The 17,600-nt window shown below is 56.9% G+C and carries 14 protein-coding genes and 1 pseudogene; 5 read left to right on the forward strand and 10 right to left on the reverse strand.

Translation table 11 applies throughout. The annotated features are described in order from the left end of the window. Window positions 1-114 precede the first annotated feature (114 nt). Together AC3RLQ_RS08140 and AC3RLQ_RS08145 are read left to right on the forward strand one after the other, a co-directional pair. Complete coding sequence (locus tag AC3RLQ_RS08140; RefSeq protein WP_493036028.1) at window positions 115-1,215, forward strand: hypothetical protein; 1,101 nt, start codon at window positions 115-117, stop codon at window positions 1,213-1,215. 214 nt (window positions 1,216-1,429) lie between these two features. Then, window positions 1,430-1,675, forward strand: a complete 246-nt coding sequence (locus AC3RLQ_RS08145) for an RNA recognition motif domain-containing protein (protein ID WP_493036030.1) — start codon at window positions 1,430-1,432, stop codon at window positions 1,673-1,675. 30 nt (window positions 1,676-1,705) lie between these two features. Here AC3RLQ_RS08145 and AC3RLQ_RS08150 read toward each other — a convergent pair whose 3' ends face one another. The 4 genes and pseudogenes from AC3RLQ_RS08150 to AC3RLQ_RS08165 form a co-directional block, all read right to left on the reverse strand. Further along, a complete protein-coding gene (locus tag AC3RLQ_RS08150; RefSeq protein ID WP_493036032.1) occupies window positions 1,706-2,347 on the reverse strand; it encodes a DNA/RNA non-specific endonuclease in 642 nt (213 codons plus the stop codon). Beyond that, window positions 2,348-3,244, reverse strand: coding sequence for a hypothetical protein (locus AC3RLQ_RS08155; RefSeq protein WP_493036034.1), 897 nt, complete (start codon window positions 3,242-3,244; stop codon window positions 2,348-2,350). 4 nt (window positions 3,245-3,248) lie between these two features. After that, window positions 3,249-4,127 carry a hypothetical protein gene (locus tag AC3RLQ_RS08160; RefSeq protein ID WP_493036036.1) on the reverse strand — a complete coding sequence of 293 codons (879 nt, stop codon included), beginning with the start codon at window positions 4,125-4,127 and terminating at the stop codon, window positions 3,249-3,251. A gap of 1,107 nt (window positions 4,128-5,234) precedes the next feature. After that, window positions 5,235-5,525 (reverse strand): annotated as a pseudogene (locus AC3RLQ_RS08165) (DUF1501 domain-containing protein); the annotation flags it as partial. A 68-nt stretch (window positions 5,526-5,593) separates the two neighbouring features. Between AC3RLQ_RS08165 and AC3RLQ_RS08170 the strand changes: the two are divergent. Beyond that, window positions 5,594-6,484, forward strand: a complete 891-nt coding sequence (locus tag AC3RLQ_RS08170) for an alpha/beta hydrolase (protein ID WP_493036038.1) — start codon at window positions 5,594-5,596, stop codon at window positions 6,482-6,484. Window positions 6,485-7,391: 907 nt separating this feature from the next. Here AC3RLQ_RS08170 and AC3RLQ_RS08175 read toward each other — a convergent pair. The 6 genes from AC3RLQ_RS08175 to AC3RLQ_RS08200 all read right to left on the reverse strand — a co-directional run bounded on the left by AC3RLQ_RS08175 (window position 7,392) and on the right by AC3RLQ_RS08200 (window position 15,334). After that, window positions 7,392-9,530, reverse strand: a complete 2,139-nt coding sequence (locus tag AC3RLQ_RS08175) for a prenyltransferase/squalene oxidase repeat-containing protein (protein WP_493036040.1) — start codon at window positions 9,528-9,530, stop codon at window positions 7,392-7,394. Between the two features lie 81 nt (window positions 9,531-9,611). After that, on the reverse strand, window positions 9,612-10,091 hold the full coding sequence (locus AC3RLQ_RS08180; protein ID WP_395734991.1) for an ExbD/TolR family protein: 480 nt from the start codon (window positions 10,089-10,091) through the stop codon (window positions 9,612-9,614). 11 nt (window positions 10,092-10,102) lie between these two features. Beyond that, window positions 10,103-10,531 (reverse strand): ExbD/TolR family protein, encoded by a 429-nt coding sequence (locus AC3RLQ_RS08185; RefSeq protein ID WP_377169339.1) that lies wholly within the window; start codon window positions 10,529-10,531, stop codon window positions 10,103-10,105. Between the two features lie 48 nt (window positions 10,532-10,579). Continuing rightward, window positions 10,580-11,440, reverse strand: a complete 861-nt coding sequence (locus tag AC3RLQ_RS08190) for a MotA/TolQ/ExbB proton channel family protein (RefSeq protein WP_493036043.1) — start codon at window positions 11,438-11,440, stop codon at window positions 10,580-10,582. A gap of 11 nt (window positions 11,441-11,451) precedes the next feature. Next, window positions 11,452-12,390, reverse strand: a complete 939-nt coding sequence (locus AC3RLQ_RS08195) for a tetratricopeptide repeat protein (RefSeq protein ID WP_493036045.1) — start codon at window positions 12,388-12,390, stop codon at window positions 11,452-11,454. Window positions 12,391-12,418: 28 nt separating this feature from the next. Next, on the reverse strand, window positions 12,419-15,334 hold the full coding sequence (locus AC3RLQ_RS08200) for a tetratricopeptide repeat protein (RefSeq protein ID WP_493036047.1): 2,916 nt from the start codon (window positions 15,332-15,334) through the stop codon (window positions 12,419-12,421). Window positions 15,335-15,669: 335 nt separating this feature from the next. On the opposite strand from AC3RLQ_RS08200, the gene AC3RLQ_RS08205 reads away from it, so the two are divergent. Together AC3RLQ_RS08205 and AC3RLQ_RS08210 are read left to right on the forward strand one after the other, a co-directional pair. After that, window positions 15,670-16,449, forward strand: coding sequence for an ABC transporter ATP-binding protein (locus AC3RLQ_RS08205; RefSeq protein WP_493036049.1), 780 nt, complete (start codon window positions 15,670-15,672; stop codon window positions 16,447-16,449). A gap of 10 nt (window positions 16,450-16,459) precedes the next feature. After that, a complete protein-coding gene (locus AC3RLQ_RS08210) occupies window positions 16,460-17,566 on the forward strand; it encodes an exo-alpha-sialidase (protein ID WP_493036050.1) in 1,107 nt (368 codons plus the stop codon). Window positions 17,567-17,600: the final 34 nt, after the last annotated feature.

The raw sequence follows: 17,600 nt of genomic DNA on the forward strand, positions 1-17,600 counted from the left end.
AGTTGGCCGTTGATTTTCAATTATATACTTCTTGAGATGCGCATATAATTCTTGGCATCTTTTTCAAGTACGCTTGCGCCAGCCTGATCCCGCTCAACGTTCCGACAAATCACTATGAGTTCATTCGATGGAGGCGTAGACCCAAATTCAAAGGTCGAGATATTATCCGCAAAGAAAAAAGTTTATCATAAAAAGCTGTCTGCGCTTAAACCTAGCGATCTGCTTGGTCAGGTGGGTAGCACGTGGTATTTTCCTACAGGTGAGGTTCGCACATCGAAGAAGAAGCACACCGGCTATAAAATCACCCTGGAATCAGGCGAGAGCATACTCATGGCAGAAGGAACCATTACTTGTGGGCAGTTTGGTCCAAATTTGGTGGAACACTGCCAGGATCAGCTCATTTGTTTTGTCGTAATGAACCACGTGTCCGACCGCAGCGATAGCCGCAGGAACTTCGTGATTGAGTTCAAGGGGAGCAATGATCACAAAAAGCTCATCGCGAGTGTTTGCAAAGGCAGTTCATCTGGAAGGAAAAAGTTTTATCGTTTCACTGAGGTCCTGAACTTCATTGACGGGCTTAGCGAAAATCATCCAGAGATCCATATCGTGCCGTGTCTCCAGGTCCATCCACATTACAAAGATCAATTTTATGACTTCGCTTCATGTGTAGATCCTCACATTTTTTTCATGCCATTGATCAAAATGCAGGATTTGGCAAACGGCTGGAATTCAAAGCCAGTTTTTCCCAAGGTGATAGCGTATTGCGGTAACAATAAAGTATACACAAGAAAAGTGGTTTCCTGCAAACGAGTGAACTCAGAAGGACCGTGGGCCTTGCCTGTTTTTGGATCTGACCATCCTTATTCCACCACCAGGCAAAGATTTTCATGGATCGCCAACCGGTTCCCCATCTTCAATCAAATAGCGCCTTATGTCAGCGATTGGGCGGCGGAGTGCACACAGCCGGGCAGCGGACAAGAGCCCTTACCACCAATTCCGCCAGAGACTGACTACCGTTTCTACAGCCTCGGAATATCCTACGATACTCTGTGCGCTCAATATGATCCGCCTGAAATTCTCCCTGACAAATTCCAAGAAGATCTCAACCAGCTTTGGGAAATCATTCACAGAATGGCTAAAGCCGGAGCGAAAGATGACACCATTAAAGACTTCCTGATCTCCAAAATTAAAGAAACTGTAAACAACGATGATTGACGCAGCAGGACAAAACTTGCTGAAAATCTTTTGAAGCGGCTTTCATATGCCCGAATTCACGACCGGCTCTAGTTTTGAGGACAACTAGCAGGAGCCTGCACAGGGCGGAGTCGATTCAGCAGCAAATAACGGAAGTCGGCCTCAATTTATGCTGAGGCATGACATGTTGCGAAAAGTCGATTTCTGGGCTGTAATAGCGGCCATCCATTGTTCTATGCGACTATACATCAATAATTTAGCCTATTGCACGACGCAGCAGTCAATTACCGAAGCGTTGGAACAAGCCGGCCCAGTGGAATCTGTCCATTTGTATATTGATGTAGATACAGGACGCTCAAAGCGCTTTGCCATAGCTGATATACAAGATCCAGCCGCGGCAGAAGCCATTGTTTCCATGTGGAATGGTAAAGATCTTGATGGGAGTGACATTGCGATAAAAATTTCGACTGCTGCGCTTTAGTCCTGAAAGTCGCAACCGTATCAACCACTCTCAGACAATTGCCCCCGCTGGCCTCTCATTGTCGAAGGTTTCAACCCAAAGCTGACCATCCGGCCTCAGAACACCGAATTCGAAATAACGCGGCCAATACGTTCCATCGGAATAGATCGGCCGGTTGAATATCATCGTGCCTGGACATTTGGCAGCGAGGCGTTCCATTTCTCGGTATTTCCGGCCTTCCTCATTCCATCCACGATTTGTTGCCCGCACCTGCGGAAAAATATTCATGTTTGATGAACCGCCAAGCGTGTGAGCAATGAAGTGCCCTTTGTCAACCGGGCCGATCCATTTCTCCGTCGGTCCCATAAAGCGTTGCCGCAGTTTTGCCGAAGGCAATTTCAAGCCTGCCAAATCTCCAACTCTGCCATACACCGCCACTAGCCGGGCGGATTTCAAATTCACTTCGTTTTCTTCCACGTACAACGTGTCGAACTGGTAAAAGAGACTTCCTTCAGGGGATTCAAAAATCTCAGTTTCGTGTTTTGTGTTGGCCACGTATGCCTCTTTCCAATCCCATTTTAGATCTTCGAGAGCGAATTCAACCGCCTCTTCATGTGGATTATCTTTTACGCTTTCCCAACGTGCATGGCTGTCTACTTTCCATGCATCCAGAATTGGATCTTCAGATGCCATTTATGAATTTAGTTTGTTATGCAATGTTTGATTTTCTAAAAAGAGAATGTCCTCGGCTTCATCAAGCGCCACTTCTGCCGACATTCCAATGGTTTCATTTCCATTTGAAATTGGATCTTGGAATACACGTGAAGGCAGAGAATCAATAATACCTTTTACATCTGCATCATCTCCAAAAAATCCTATGCAGCGTGAACTTTTATTCCACTCCAGCGCCCAGGCCCACAACCTATTCAATGGGTGTTGACGAATTATGATTTTAAAATGCTCGTTTGCTGTATGAATTAAGACGTTTGGCTGCCATTTTATAACGGCTTTCATAAACCCGATTTTGATAGTGTTTCCCCAATCAAGTCTGGATGTTTCCTGGACGAGGGTAAACGTTCCAGGCAAAAGGCTTCCTGCCTGATTTTCTTGGCTGAATGTCATCCAATAAAAAAATCCCGTTACATGGAATCGGCATAGCTCTTCGATGCGCTCTTTTTCCATTCCGGGCGGCCCAACGAAGCTGAAAGACATTTGGCAGCCTCCAAACTGTGCATTCACAGTCAAACGCTGCTGGCTCTTGGCCACCACAGTTTTTGTTTTTCTACTGAGACTTTTTTTAGCTTTATGCAGCGCCTCCTCAATTATGACGTGATCATTGGGACTGTTTGACGCCAGCGTGAATAACGTTATGGCAGAAATATCATCTTCAAGATCTCCCTTTTTCCGATTACAGCTTTCACAGCAATTCGCTATCAAGTTCCACTGGGCAAACAACTTGCCTTTAGGTACAAAGTTGCGACCAACGACATGTTCTTTCGTTACTTCATTTTCCGCCAAATCCTTCCCGCAATAGATGCACAATCTGTTTTTTAGAACTGAACAGCCATGCCTTGGCAAATTTGAATTCACTTTTCTATTTTTTTACTAGATAGTGTAGATACGCAAGCAGCGATATTGCCTTTAACGCGTTAATCCTTGTGCCATAATCGCTGGCAATTCCGTGCATGACTGCATGCCTGTTGAAATCGAAGGCAATGTTATGGAGGCGGTCTGTGCCGGTTCGCAGCGTTCCACGTTGAACTAGCGGTTCAAGCAGAATTCTCGCGTAGCTCCCAACTTCTGAATTTCTCCGCCGTTTCGCTGGTGCTTCAGACTTCCCAAATGAGAAAAAGGTTTTAGATTCCAATATCGACATGCTAATTCCATCGGCTTGTGCAAGGAACACAGGAATCGCGAGCAGATACTTTTCTGCATCATAGGCTTCAAAAGCCGCATTAATCGGCTTTTCTCTCTCTGGGAATTCGGCCACAAGGTCTTGTTCCAAAGATTTTCGTCGCGCCTGAAAATGCTCAATGAGCCAAACTTCCATTGCGGCAATGTCACGAACCTTTGCCGGTTCTTCCAATTGTCGCATGTTGAAAAGATCAAATTCAAAGTCTGGATACCAAGAATGTTCAATCATGACTTCCAATACATTTGGCAGTTCGTTTTCATGCTCTTCCATCGCTTCCCGGAACTTCGCCACGTGCCGGTCTAGTTTTTCAAACAACGATGTGGTTTTGCTAAGAGACTTCAAAGCCTTTCCCATTTGCGAAGGGAGTGAAAAGGCACTTCCAATTGCCGGAAGCGCTGTCATGGCCGACACAAAAGCAGGTGCTCCATACAGAGACGTCTTCTTCTCAGAAAGAGATCCGCCTGGCTGGAACAGGCTACTCATTTGGCTTATTGATTGACCGATGCCGGTGGCAAGAACGCTATGCACGCCTGTTCTTTTTGAAGGAGTCTTGTTCATTATCTGGCAAACTTGAACCGTTGTCGGTTTGATGCAAAATAGGAAATTGTGGCATGCAGCGGCATTTGAGGCCATTTTCGGTAAGGCAAAATCCACCACAACGCCTTCGCCCTAGTGAAAACTCTTCACCTGATGGACAGTCAATTGCAACGGTTGAGCTCTTTTTGCGCTTCTTTCTTTTTCTGACTATATGAGCGGTAGGCTGCCACAAAAAAAACATGTCGGGCATTATGTACACATAAACTGACGTAAAACATTGTCAGTCAAAGCTAAATTAAGACGGAGGCGCCGGCAGATAAGGCGCGTGAGTACGACGACGCTGATCACGGCGTCACGCGCATCGACTTCCGATTGAACACTCCAAATGCGCGGTGTGTGGACTCATCCACCGCCCGCCAGTGGAAGATACCGCTGATCGCGGCAAGACTTCATTTTGGGACGAACCGCCTTGGCTGTGGGACGGGCATGGATTTTTTGGATCGGAGAAGAAAGTGTGTGTGTGTGTTTGAGGGTATTCTGGTGAGGTTCCCCCCCCGGAGCCGACAAAATGTCGGCGCACCCAGTCAAGAGTTGCGCATGACGCGGCGCGTCTGGTGGCGACATGGCGGAGGAGTGCAGTGGGGAAAAAAAAAAGGATGCGTCATTGGGCGATGTTTGAAGACGTGTTTTTGTCGCTGACGATGTCACGTTTGGATGGGGCGGCGTTTTGTGTCACCGCTATGCGGTTACATGACCTTTGAGAGGGGTGGGTGATGAGGTTCCGTGGGTTGGCACCCACGGCTACGGTTGTGCCAGCCCTACGGGCTTTCGGAGGGAGAGTGTGTGGACTGGAGTCTACCATAAGATGGCATGAACTTTCTCCGGGCATTGAGCACGGGTTACAAACATCGCCTCATGCTTCGAAGCACCTGAACTCAAGGCGGCTGGATTGTGGAGCGGAGTGTTGCAGGAGGGACGTTTGCACGAACTGTGCTTCCCAGATTCCGGCTAAAGCCGGGACTACAATACATGCGCTGCCTGTCACCTGGGCTGAATTACGATGCTCCGTTGGGGCTGAAGAAGGGAGGCTGCAAAAGTACTGCGACTCGGCTTAGCGTCTCCAGCCGTTCACGCTAAAATCTCGTGGATCACGCGGCCGCCGAGGTCGGTGAGGCGGTAGTCGCGGCCGTTGTGGCGGTAGGTGAGTTTTTCGTGATCGAGACCGAGGAGGTGGAGGAGGGTGGCGTGGAGGTCATTCACGTGGACTTTGTCTTCGACGGCTTTGTAGCCGAACTCATCGGTGGCACCGTGGTGGACGCCGGCTTTGATGCTGCCGCCGGCCATCCAGATGGTGAAGCCTTTGGGGTTGTGATCGCGGCCGACGCTGCCCTGGGAGTCTGATGTGCGGCAGAATTCGCCGTCATCTGCAATATTGCTGGTAACTTTTTCATTTTCCTTCGATCAATCCGTTCGTCACAACCAACCTCATGAAACACCTCCAACTTCTTCTGTCTCTCGCACTCGTCCTGCACGGCCCGCTCTGCGCGGAGGAGCCGCAGGTTATTCCTTTGTGGGAAAAAGGGGCACCGGGGTTTGAGAAGTTGCGGGATGAGCCGGAGGTGATGAAGGGGAGCTCGGTGACGCATGTGAACAATCCATCGATCACGGTGTTTCCGGCGCCAAAGGAGAAGGCGAATGGTGCGGCGGTGCTGATCGTGCCGGGGGGCGGGCACCGGCAGCTGGGGTTTGGTGGCGAGGGGGTGGAGCCGGCGAAGCTGCTGAACGGGCTGGGGGTGACGTGCTTTGTGCTGAAGCACCGGCTGCCGCGTGAGGAGGGATCGCCCTACAATATCGACATTCATCCGCGTCAGGACGGGCAGCGGGCGATGCGGGTGATCCGCAGTCGTGCGGCGGAGTGGAACCTGGATGAGAAGCGGATCGGGATTCTGGGATTCTCTGCGGGTGGTGAGGTGGTGGCGATGGTGGTGTACGGCCCGACGGGGGGTGATGCAGGGGCGGCGGATGTGATCGACCGGGCGAGCTGCCGGGCGGATTTTCAGGTGTCGATTTATCCGGGGCCGCTGGGGGTGCCTGCGGGGCCGATCCCGGCGGATGCGCCGCCGGCGTTTTTCCTGGTGGCGAATGATGACACGAGCCACGTGAAGCCGGTGCTGGATCAACTGGCGAAGTATGAGGAGGCGAAGCGGCCGGTGGAGGTGCACCTGTATGCGCGGGGTGCGCATGGTTTTGGGATGGGGGGACGATCGAAGCTGGCTTCGATCCGGACGTGGACGCAGCGGCTGACGGACTGGCTGGGGGACAATGGGTTTTTGGCGAAGGGGGAGGCGGAGGCGCAGCCGAAGGCGGGTGGCAAGTAAAGGGGGTGGGCGAGGTTGATGGACAGGATTAACAGGATGGCAGAATTTCAGGATTAGGGGTGTGGTGCGCGTGTGTGGTGGGAGGAATGCGGCGGTGCTGGAGGGGTGGTAGATTTGGGTGTGGCGGCGGCTTGGGGACAAGCCGCCCTACCCGGGCTGGGGTGGGCGGATGTTTGGGGGCTAGCGGAGACTGGGGGGCTGCCGCATTCGGGTATTTTCTGGTATGCATGGGCGTGTGGCGACGATGAACGCGGTGGCCCATTCTTCGCTGAAGCTACGAAGGGCAGGCTGCGTTTCCTCCTTGGCTCTACGAGTTGCGGAGGAAAGGCTGTGCCTCGGTGCGCGACCGCAGTACAAATGGGGAGGGGGCGCTGGAGGCTGGGAAGCTGACGAGACATGTGGAGGTGGGTGTGTTTGCGGAGTGCTGCCTTCTACGCCGAGGCTACGAAGGCCAGGGCGGACTGGAAGTGCGCGCTGCAGGTGTAGCAGAGGCTGCAATCGAACAGGTGAACAGCGCGACACCCAGGGCCCATGGGTTGGGTGTGTTTGGCGTCGGGCGCGTATCGTGCTCACAGCACTCTCCGCCAAACGGCCCGACTTCGAGGGCGTTCGGACGCCATGGTACGTTTGCTGCACGCTGATGGACGGGCGGGCTGTCGCCACACCCATCCTACGACGGCCTTTGCCTGTCTTCTCGCTGATCTTCCAACTCGTTTTAACTGATCAAGGCAAAAGACCTCAGCCCTGCTCTCCGAAACGCACCTGACGTTGACAGGGAGCAGCGAGTCAATGAGAGCGCTGGGGGCCGACGGGCAGGAACCGTAGCGCAGCGGAGATGGCCAGCCGCAGGCTGCCCGGAGGGCGAACGCCGTGAGGCAATGCCCATCGTACTTTCAGAGGCTCGCTGTTACTTTTCGAAGAAGCTGGCTTCTTCGCGGTCGCCGACTTTGAGGTAGCGGTAGTAGACTTCGAGCTGGAGGGTGCAGAGGCACTGGCGGTAGATTTCGTCGGCGGCGTCTCCGGCGGGCCAGTTGGGGCGGCCGCGCTTGAAGGAGCCGTCGGCCTGCTGGGCGCCGAGGATCTGGGGGAGGAACTGCTGATTGTAGAATTTCCAGTCTTCGCCGCCCTGCTGGAAGAAGGCCTGGGTGTAGTAGTACCAGCAGTAGAGATTGCAGTTTTTGTTCCAGTCGAGGGGCTCTGCGGTGAGGAAATCGGTGAGGAATTTGATGCCTTTTTTGATGGGGGTGGTCTTGCCTTTGGCCATGGTCTGGAGGCCGAGGATGCCGACGCCTGAGAGGCTCCACTGATTGTAATGGGCGTCACGATTGGCGACGCCGAAGCCGCCGTCCTTGGTCTGCTTGTCTTCGAGGTATTTGGTCATCTTGGTGATGGCACTGTGGAGGCCATCAATCTTGAGGCCGGAGTTCTTGGCGGCCTTGAGGGCCTGGAACTGCCAGCCGGCGACGGAGAGGTCTTCGCGGCTTTTTTTGCCGGCATAGAAACCGGTTTCGGTGTCGTAGACCCAGCTGCCGCTGTCCTGCTGATTGTCGATGATGATCTTGACGCCTGCCTCGAAGGCTTCGCGCATGCCGGGAAGGCTCTTGCTGCCGAGGCGGGCGAGGGTGTACATTTCGCCGAGGGCGTAGGTGGCGATGCCGTGCTCGTAGACGGGGGCGTTGCCTTTTTCCGCCTGGCTGAAGAGTTTGTTTTTGTTCTTCTTCTGGGCCTCGATGAGGAACATGATGCCTTTGGTGACGTTGTCGCCGTAGAAGGGGGACTCGGGCGTCTCGCAGCGGCCGAGGTAGCAGAGCAGCGCGAGGCCGGTGAAGGCGCACTTGGTGGTGCGGCCCCAGGAGCCGTCGGGGTTTTGCTTGGTCTTGAGCCATTCGAGGGAGGCGCTGACGGCGGCCTCGCACTCGGGTGAGCCGCCGTTTTGACGGAGCTTTTCAAGGCGCTCCTGCGTGGAGCAGCGGCTGCGCATGGAGGGTGGCAGGGTGACGAAGCCGCCTGCGGCTCCGAGTCCCTGACCTTTGCCAAAGCCGCCTCCGGCTCCGCCCATGCCGAAACCGCCTGCGCCGCCGAGGGCGCCGCCGCCCATCATGGCGCTGACGTCGGGCATGTCGAGCGAGTCGGGCGGGGCTTCTGGGAGGGTGATGGCTGAATTGGTGCTGGCGCTGACCAGCTTCTTCATCGGCATGGTCTTGTTGATGGAACTGCGCTTCTTCTGCTGCACTTTGTGCTGGAGATCGGCGCTGGCCTTCGCGCCCTGCGCAGTGCCGCCGCCGGGGAGGAAGTCCACCTGCTTATCCATGACACCGCTCTGGAAAACGATGAAGAGGGCGAGGACGCCGAGACCGGCGTGGATGAGGATGCTGAGGAGGAGGGAGCTGGCGCCGGCCTTGCGCCAGAGCTGCACGAACTTGTTTGGCGGCTTGCCCACTTCGATGTGGGTGAGGGCTGGTGGGTGATAGACCTGACCTTCGATGTGCTCGGGGATGACGGCGGCGGCTTCACCGGCGTCGTCGGTCGGGACGGCGGCTGCCACGGGCACGCTAGGGGCGGGCATCACGGGGGCACCGGAAGGAGCTGGCATGGCGGGGGCCGCTGCGGCGGGCACGGGCATGGCCACGGGGACGGCGGCGCTGGCGGGCCGTGGGGCCGGGGCGGCGGTGGGGACGGTGCCGGTGGAAGGTGCGGGCGGCGGCATCATGGCCGGCATGGGCATCTGCGGCATGTAGCCGGGCGGATAGCCGGGCATCTGCGGGGGGTAGCCCTGCGGCATGGGGTAGCCAGGGGGATAACCTGGCATCTGCGGTGGGTACCCCTGAGGCGGCGGGTAGCCTGGGGGATAGCCGGGCATCTGCGGCGGGTAGCCCTGCGGCATGGGGTAGCCGGGTGGATAGCCGGGCATCTGCGGCGGGTAGCCGTGCGGGGGCGGATAGCCCTGGGGATGCCCCTGCGGCAGCGGCTGGGTGACACCCGGTGGGGGTGGTGGCTGCTGGGGATTCTGCGGATTTTCCGGGGTTCCTGGCTGCGACGGATTCATGAAGATGACCTTTTCAGAGTACGAGGACGGAACTGCGCCCCCTTTTCTTGGGGTGCAGACATTCAAACACTGACAAAAAAATCAGAATCCTTCGTCGCCGCCAACCGTGAAGGTCACGTTGGCGACCTTCGCGACTGCGAGGGCGTTGAGCACATCGATGACACGCTCATAGGTGGCCTGTTCCTCCGCCTGGATGGTCACGATGACCTTGGCGTTGCGGTTGTCAGCCTCCTGCTTGAGACGCTTGAGCGTGCTGATGAAGTCAGGGAGAGCTTTGTCGGGACGGTTGCTGTCGAATTCCTCTTCATTGAGGGTGACGGCACCAGATTCTTCAACGCCGACGATGATTTCGTCCGGCATTTCGGTGGGGGCATCGGCGCTGGGCGGGGCGAGGCCGGGGAGCTGGCTCTTGAGCTCGCGCTCGACCTTCACGGAACCAACCATGACCATGAAGAAGAGCATGATGACGAACACGACGTCGATCATGGGAGCGATCTGGAAGCCGACAGCGAGCTGTTCAGTTTCGATTTCGCGATGCTTTTTTTTGCCGGGTTCAGACATGAGGGGAAGAGTTACTCTTTGTTCAAGGCAGAGAAGGAAATGTCATCAATGCCCGCCTGGGCAATGACGCTCATGACGCGCTGGATTTCGATCGCAGGGAGACGTTTGTCCCCACGAATGACCGCCCGGTACTTGGCGTTGGCGTCGTGCCGGGCGCGGAGTTTTTCCACGAGCGGCTCCACGACGTCATAAGAGCTGTTTTCAAAGAGGATGGTCGCCTTGCCATTGGTCCAGCGCACATTGATGTTTGCCTCGTTCTGAACGTCTTTTTCCTTTTTCTTGGCATCTTTGGCGACAGGGAGCTGAATCTCCTTGTCGATACTCAACACCTGCGCCGAGGTGATGCTCATAAAGAAAATGAGCAACACCAAGAGCACGTCAATCATCGGAGCAATCTGAAACTCCGGTTCGCCATCACCACCGCCGCCGCCGCCGCCCATAGTGTTAGAAGGTCAAGGGTTGAGTATAAGAGATAAGAGGAGGATGAATCAGGCTGCAGTGGCAGGCTGAACGTCGCCAGCGACCCAATTTGGGATGGCGGCGTAGAATTCTTCTTCGCCGACGTGGGCGTCCTTGAGATGAGCGTAGGGCATCTTGCGGAAGAGGGCCATGACGATTTCCTGGAGATCGCTCATGCTGACCTGGAGGCGATTGCGGAGGAAGTAGAAGAACATGAAGGCAGGAACGGCGATGAAGAGACCGGAGGCGGTGGCGATGAGCACCTCACCGATAGCACCGGAGAGCTTGGCGGGGTCCCCTGCACCGCTGGTCTTCAGGGTGGAGAAGGCGCGCATCATCCCGGTCACGGTGCCGGTGAGACCGATCATAGGGGTGCAAACACCGATAACGGAGAGGTAGTTGATGCGGGTCTGAACGGCGGCGTTGACCTTGTTGAGCTCGCTGAAAAGGGCGGCTTCGGTGGCGTCATGCCCGTCTCCGAGGAAGCTGAGTCCGACGCGGGTGGTGTTGGTGAAGGCGGAAGGATTGCCTTTGCAGAACTGGTAGGCGCCGACGTAGTCACCAGCGCGGAAGAGATCCTGAACCTGGGCGACCTGGGCAGGAGGGGCGGCCTTTTTGATGCCGGTGCGCATCCAGAGATCGACGGTGAGCCAGACGAGAGCGATGGAGCAGGCGGTGATGGGATACATAACCCAGCCACCTTCGATGAAGCGATCGATCATCGATTCGGTGTGAACTTCAGCTGCAGCACCTTCCGCAGGGGGAGCGGCGTCTTCAGCATACAGGTTGAAGGAGGTGAGGACACCCAGAGCCAGCAGGACGCAAAGGAACGCGCGGGCAGGGCCGTTGGGGATGTGGCGGGTCATGATGGTGGCAGTGTTGGTTTGCATGGGGAAATGGATCAGGCTTTGGGTTTGGAGTCGGTGGGTTTGGCGGGCTCGCCTTCCTTGGGTTTGGCTGCGTCCGACTTGCCATCGGCAGCGGCGGCGTCAGCCTCTTCCTCGGGGACATTCTTCATTCCGGCAATCGCGGCTTTCTCCTTGGTGGCGGATTCTGCGACCGGGGAACCGGGGTAGGATTCACTGATGCGGGCGAGGAAGGCGTTGGCGTCCTCATAGCGCTTCATTTTAATGAGGATCTTGGCGGCGTTGAGCTCGGCCTCAGGGACGCGCTGCATCTGGGTGCCGTAGAAGACGGGGATGCGGAGGTAGGCGAGGAGGGCTTTTTCCCACTCCTTCTTGCGGGAGTAGACGTCTGCAATGAGGGCCCAGAGGGAGGCGCCAATGGCGGAGTCGTCGGTTTCCTTGAGGATGCTCTGGGCTTCCACGAGGATGCCGGCGTAGTCCGAGGAGGTCTGGCGCTCGATGTCGAGCTGAATGATGCGAAGGCGCATCTTCTGAGCGTCGGTGAGCTTGAGGGCGCGGAGAGACGGGAGGGCTTTGACGACTTCGTCGAACTTGCCGCCCTGATTGAGCGCTTCGATGTAGGCGAAGTAGATGTCGATGTACCAGTTGCCCTCGATGCCTTCGAAATGCTCGAAGAAGTCACGGCCCTTCTTGAGGACGGCGATGGCTTCATCGGTCTTGCCTTTGGCGAGGAGGTCGGCGGATTCGGTGAGTTCAGCCGGATAGGGCCACTCGAGGGAATCAATGTTTTTCTTTTCCAGGATGGTGGTGGCTTTGTTTTCACCGATCTGAACGGTGCGGACAATCTTGCCGTCCTGAATGGAGAACTCGGAGGAGAAGACGCGGTTGCCGTCCTTGAGGACGATGGCCTGGCCGAAGGCGGAACCAGCGGCGAGGACGGCGAAAGCGAGCAAAAAGCGGGCGAACGAGTGCATGAAAATCGTGGAGTGGGTTCGCGTGAAATTACAGGGTGGGGAGGAGTTTCTCAGCCTCTTTCTTTTCCGGCTGCGCCTCAAGATCCTTGCGTTCGATCATCTCCTGGATGGTTTTTCTGGCCTCCTCGCTCTTGCCGAGAGCCTTGAAGGACTTGCCGCAGAGGAGGTAGGCCTTGGCCATTTCGTCCTTCCATTTCTGGTGGGCGATGAAGACGCGCTGGAAGTAGGCGATGGCAGCTTCGTGCTTGCCTTGAAGAGCCTCGATCTCGCCAAGCATGCGGAGGGCATTGGCGGTGGCGTGGCCGCGCCATTCCTTGGTGTTGGAGATGGTCTCGAAGATCTTCTTGGCTTCGTCATACTTCTTGAGTTTGACGAGGGTCTTGGCCTCCCCCTGCGTGGCATCAAGCACGTGGGAGCTGCCGGGATAGTTGTTGAGGGCATCGCGGAAGAGTTCCAGAGCCTTGTCATATTCGCCCTTTTCGAAGGCGATTTCAGCCAGACCGACAGGAGCGCCGTCTGAGAATTCACTGGTCTTGAAGAAGTCTCTGAGGCGGACGTAGCAGCCATTGGCTTTCTCGAGATCGCCTTTCTTGCGGGCGGCATCACCCACGATGCTGAGGAGCATGGGGCTGAGGTCATCCGGCTTGGCGACTTCGACGATGATGGTGAGGAACTTCTCGGCCTTTTCAGGCAGCTTCATGGTCTTGGCGAGCCATGCCTTGGCAAAGAGAATGCGCATCTGAGCGGTGCCGTTCATGGCGGCCTGCGGCGGGCTGAGCAGCGTTTCGAGCTGTTTTTCGACGTCTTCAAAAGTGACCTCTGGCGCGGGAGCGGCAGCGACCACAGGGGCTTTTTCGGCGGCCTTGGCACCATCCGCAGGCGGTGTGGTGGGAGCAGAAGCTGCGGCGACGCGGCGGCGTTTTGGAGCGCTGATGGAAACGAGCTGCTGGATCAAGCCTTCCACCTGCTGATTGGCGACGATGGGGATGCGGGTTTTGATGTGTTCAGCGAGGAGCTTTTTGGCTTCCTCCACCTTGGCTTCCTTGATGAGAGCGCGGCTGATCCAGAGGATGGCCTTGAGGGCGAGGTCGTCGTTGTCCTTGTGGGTGTTGTAGTAACGCTGCCACATTTCCGCCAGTTCCTTCCACTTGTTGGCTCCGACGTAGAGATCCGTCAGCTGATCCATGGCGTAGGTCAGCACGTCATCGGTCTTGGCCTTGTCCACAGCGAGGGCGAACTGAATCATCGCGTTCTCATAGTCGGCGCGCTGATTGTAGATGTCCCCGAGGAGGGCATGCACCTGACCGATGTTCTGATCGTTCGGAGAGTCTTTGACGATGCTGAGGAGTTCAGATTCCGCAGTTTTTTTGTCGCCGCCCTGGAAATCAATGAAGGCGAGGCGGTAGCGTGCATCGACGACATACTGCCCCTTGGGGTTGTCCTTGATGTATGTCTTGAGGGCCTTGGTCACGCTCTTGGAGTCGTTCTGATAGAAGTAAGTCAGAGCGATGCGGTACTGGAGATCGTCCTTGTAGGTGGTCTGTGGGAAGTCCTGGAGCACCTTTTCATAGGTGGTGCGGCACTCGTCGAAGCTCTGGAGTTCAAACTGGACGCTGCCGATGAGGAAGTAGAGGCGCTCTTTGTCGGCCTTGGGGAAGCTGAGGGCTTTTTTCCAGGCGGCGATGGCTTCCTTGAGCTGCTTGTTCTGGTAGGCCAGCATGCCGAACATCATGGAGACCTCGCCGACCATGTCGCTGTCCGGGAAGTTTTCGATGAATTCCAAGCACTGCTCGCGGGCCTCCTTGATGCGCTTCAAGGAAGCGTTGACCATGAGGAGGCCGTACATGCACTTGTCGCGCTGGGCGAACTGCTTGAAGTCTTTGACGACGACTTCGAAGGCGAGAATGGCCTGCCAGAGGCGGGAGGGATCGCCCGCGCCGGCGTCGGTGGGGGAACCCATTTCATAGTAGCAGCGGCCGAGGCGGTAGTAAAGAGAGGCATCGTAATCGGTGCGCTTCTCGATTTCGGCCATGATTTCCTTGTTGGCCTTGAGCTTGGTTTCGATCTCGTCCTTGCGCACGCCCTTGGCGGTCTTGAGCTGGGCTTCCAGCTTGGCCACCTGCTCGGTCTGGATGCGGGAGATTTCGTTCTTCTTGCGGACGAGCTGGTAGGCGCCGAGAGCCTCCTTGTAGGACTTCTTTTCCATCATCTCATCGCCGAGCTTGAGATAGATGTTGTTCATCTGAGCAATGCTGTCGCCACCGGAGGCGAAGTTGCGCACCTTGTCCATGAGGGCGGTGGCCTGATCGAGCTGGCCGCTGCTGACGTAGATGTTGGCTGCGAGCATGGCGGCCTGGATGGACTCCGCACTGCGGATCCCGTCTGCGAGGACGTTGGTGAGAATTTTGAGAGCCTCGTCCTTCTTGTCCTGCTTGTTGAGGGTGTCGGCGATGATGAGACCGGCCTCGGCTTTCTTCTCGGGTGAATCGCGAACGACGTTGGTGAGCACTTCGATGCCCTTGTCCTCCTTCTTGCTGGCGATGTAGGAGCGGCCCAGAGCCATGCGGACATCGATAATGGCGGAGCCCTGCGGGAACTCCTTCACGTAGGCTTCGAGGGATTCGATGGCCTTCGGGTAGTCGTTGAGATTGTAGTAACAGGCGCCTTCGGTGAAGAGGATGCTCTCGAAGGGCTTGTTGTTGAGGTTTTTCTTGGCGATGGCGAGCTTGGAAAGGGCCTCCTGGTATTTGGCCTCGGCAAAGAGGGCGCTGGCAGCATTGATGAGGGCCTCAGTTTCCTGCTGGATGTTCAAAGCAGCGGGGGCTGCAGGCGCGGCGGGAGCGGCAGGGGCTGCTGGAGGTGCAGGAGGTGCAGGCGGAGGAGCCTGTGAAAACACAGGTGTGACAGCGGCCAGAGCCAGGGCGGCACAGAAAATGGGTCTCATGAGTTGCAGGGTGCGTTGCACATCAGCACAAGGTACTAAAAAACTACGGTGATGCACAAGCTTGATTTTACGCACTTCATTGGATGTGATGGCGCAATGTGGTTGGGCATCTGGGGAAACTGACATTTTTTGAGAAAGGGATTTGAGATTAGCAGGATGGTCATTTTTGTCACGGGAGAAAAATCAAAAGGACAAATTCTATCCACACAAAGAAGTGTTTGAGAATGAAAGTCCTTTCAAAGATCTCGTGGCCAGGAAGCGCCGGCATTAGCATTTAGAGGGAGTCGTTCAAGACGACTCGACATTCTCTGTTCGTCATTCAATCATGCACCCACATGTCCAATCCTGTACTCGAAGTTTCTGATCTCACTTTCCGCCGCGGCCGTCCCATCCTCAAAGGCATCTCCTGGCGGGTGGATCCCGGCCAGCACTGGTGCATTCTGGGCCCGAACGGCTGCGGCAAGACCTCGCTCATCAACCTGATCACGGGGTATGACAGTGCGACGGGCGGGAGCCTGAGGATCGGCGAGAGTGTGTTTGGCGAGGATGACTGGCGCGAGGTGCGGCGACGAGTGGGGCTGGTGACGAACACGCTGACCACGTACCTGGAGAGCGGAGAGCCGGTGATCGACGTGATCGCGAGCGGCCGGGAGGCGAAGCTGAACCTGATCGACGAGCCGCCGGCGGCGGTGCTGCGTCAGGCGGCGGGGCTGCTGGCGCAGGTGGGCTGCGCGTACCTGAGCGAGGCCCTGTGGGGACCGCTGTCTCAGGGGGAGAAGCAGAAGGTGCTGATCTGCCGCGCGCTGATGGCGAAGTTTGATGTACTGATTCTCGATGAACCCTGCGCGGGGCTGGACCCGGTGGCGCGGGAGAAGTACCTGCAGTGGATGCAGTCCCTGGCGGTGCAGCCGCACTCCCCTTCCCTGGTGCTGGTGACGCATCATGTGGAGGAAATCCTGCCGAGCATCACCCACTGCCTGCTGCTGAGAGACGGGCAGGTGCATGCGTCCGGGCCGAAGGCGGAGGTGCTGAAGAGCCGGAACCTGAGCGAGATCTATGGTGCGCGCGTGAAACTGGGCCGGCGTGGGGAGCGTTATTCGCTGCGACTTGCCTGAACCCACTGCCATGAAAAGATGCATCGCCTTCCTGCTGCTGACGGTTTTCACCCATGGAGCGGAGGAGGTGCGCTTTGAGCGGGTGCCGGAGGGAGGGGTGCAACCGCAGGTGGCCACCACGCGGGATGGCACGCTGCATCTGGTGTACCTTACAGGCAATCCCGGTGGCGGGGATGTGCGCTATGTGACTAAAAAGAGCGGTGCCGCCGGATGGAGCGCGCCGCGTACTCTTAACAGCACACCAGCCACGGCGGTGGCTGCCGGGACGATCCGTGGAGCGCAGATCGCGGTGGGGAAAGATGATACTCTGCATGTGGTGTGGAACGGACCCGGGGGCAAAAACCAGCCTGCGCCGCTGCTTTACACGCGGTCTTTGGATCATGGAGGCACGTTTGAGAAGCAGCGTGATCTGCGGGCGGACACACAGGGGCTGGATGGCGGGGCCTCCATCGCGGCGAGCGCGAAGGGGGAGGTGTACATCGTCTGGCATGGTGCGCCGGCGGGCGCGGCGCCGGGGGAGATCAACCGGCGGGTGTTTGTGCTGAAATCGACGGACAATGGCGGGACGTTTTCGAAGCCGCGGATTGCGAACGGGGATGATCCCGGGGTGTGCGCGTGCTGCTCGCTGAAGACGTTTGTGAGCCCGACGGGGGAGCTGATCACGCTGTACCGGGCGGCACGGAGCGTGGCGCAGCGGGACATCACGCTCATGATTTCCACGGATGGCGGGGCGACTTTTCAGCACCGGAACGTAGGACCTTGGGCGATCAACGCGTGCCCGATGAGCAGTGCGAGCGTGATCGCGGCTGGAGCAAAAACGCGGGCGGCGTGGGAGGCGGAGGGCAAGGTCCACACTTCCCTGCTGGATGAGACGTCTGCGGCGCTGGCTGTTTCAGAAGACAAGGCAAGGCACCCTGCTCTGGCGGTGAATGCGCGGGGTGAGACGCTGATCACCTGGAGCGTGGGCACGGGATGGCAGAAGGGCGGGCAGCTTGGCTGGCTGGTGCTGGATTCTTCTGGCCAAGCGACAGACAGGCGTGGTATCAAGCCGGGTGTTCCCGTCTGGGGCTTCACTGCGGCCTATGCGGAGGGCGATCGTTTTGTCATTCTCTATTAATAACAGTCATGCGCGCGGTCATCCTCCTTTGCTG

This window comes from Prosthecobacter sp. GW821-HT29F12 (genome assembly GCF_058803405.1).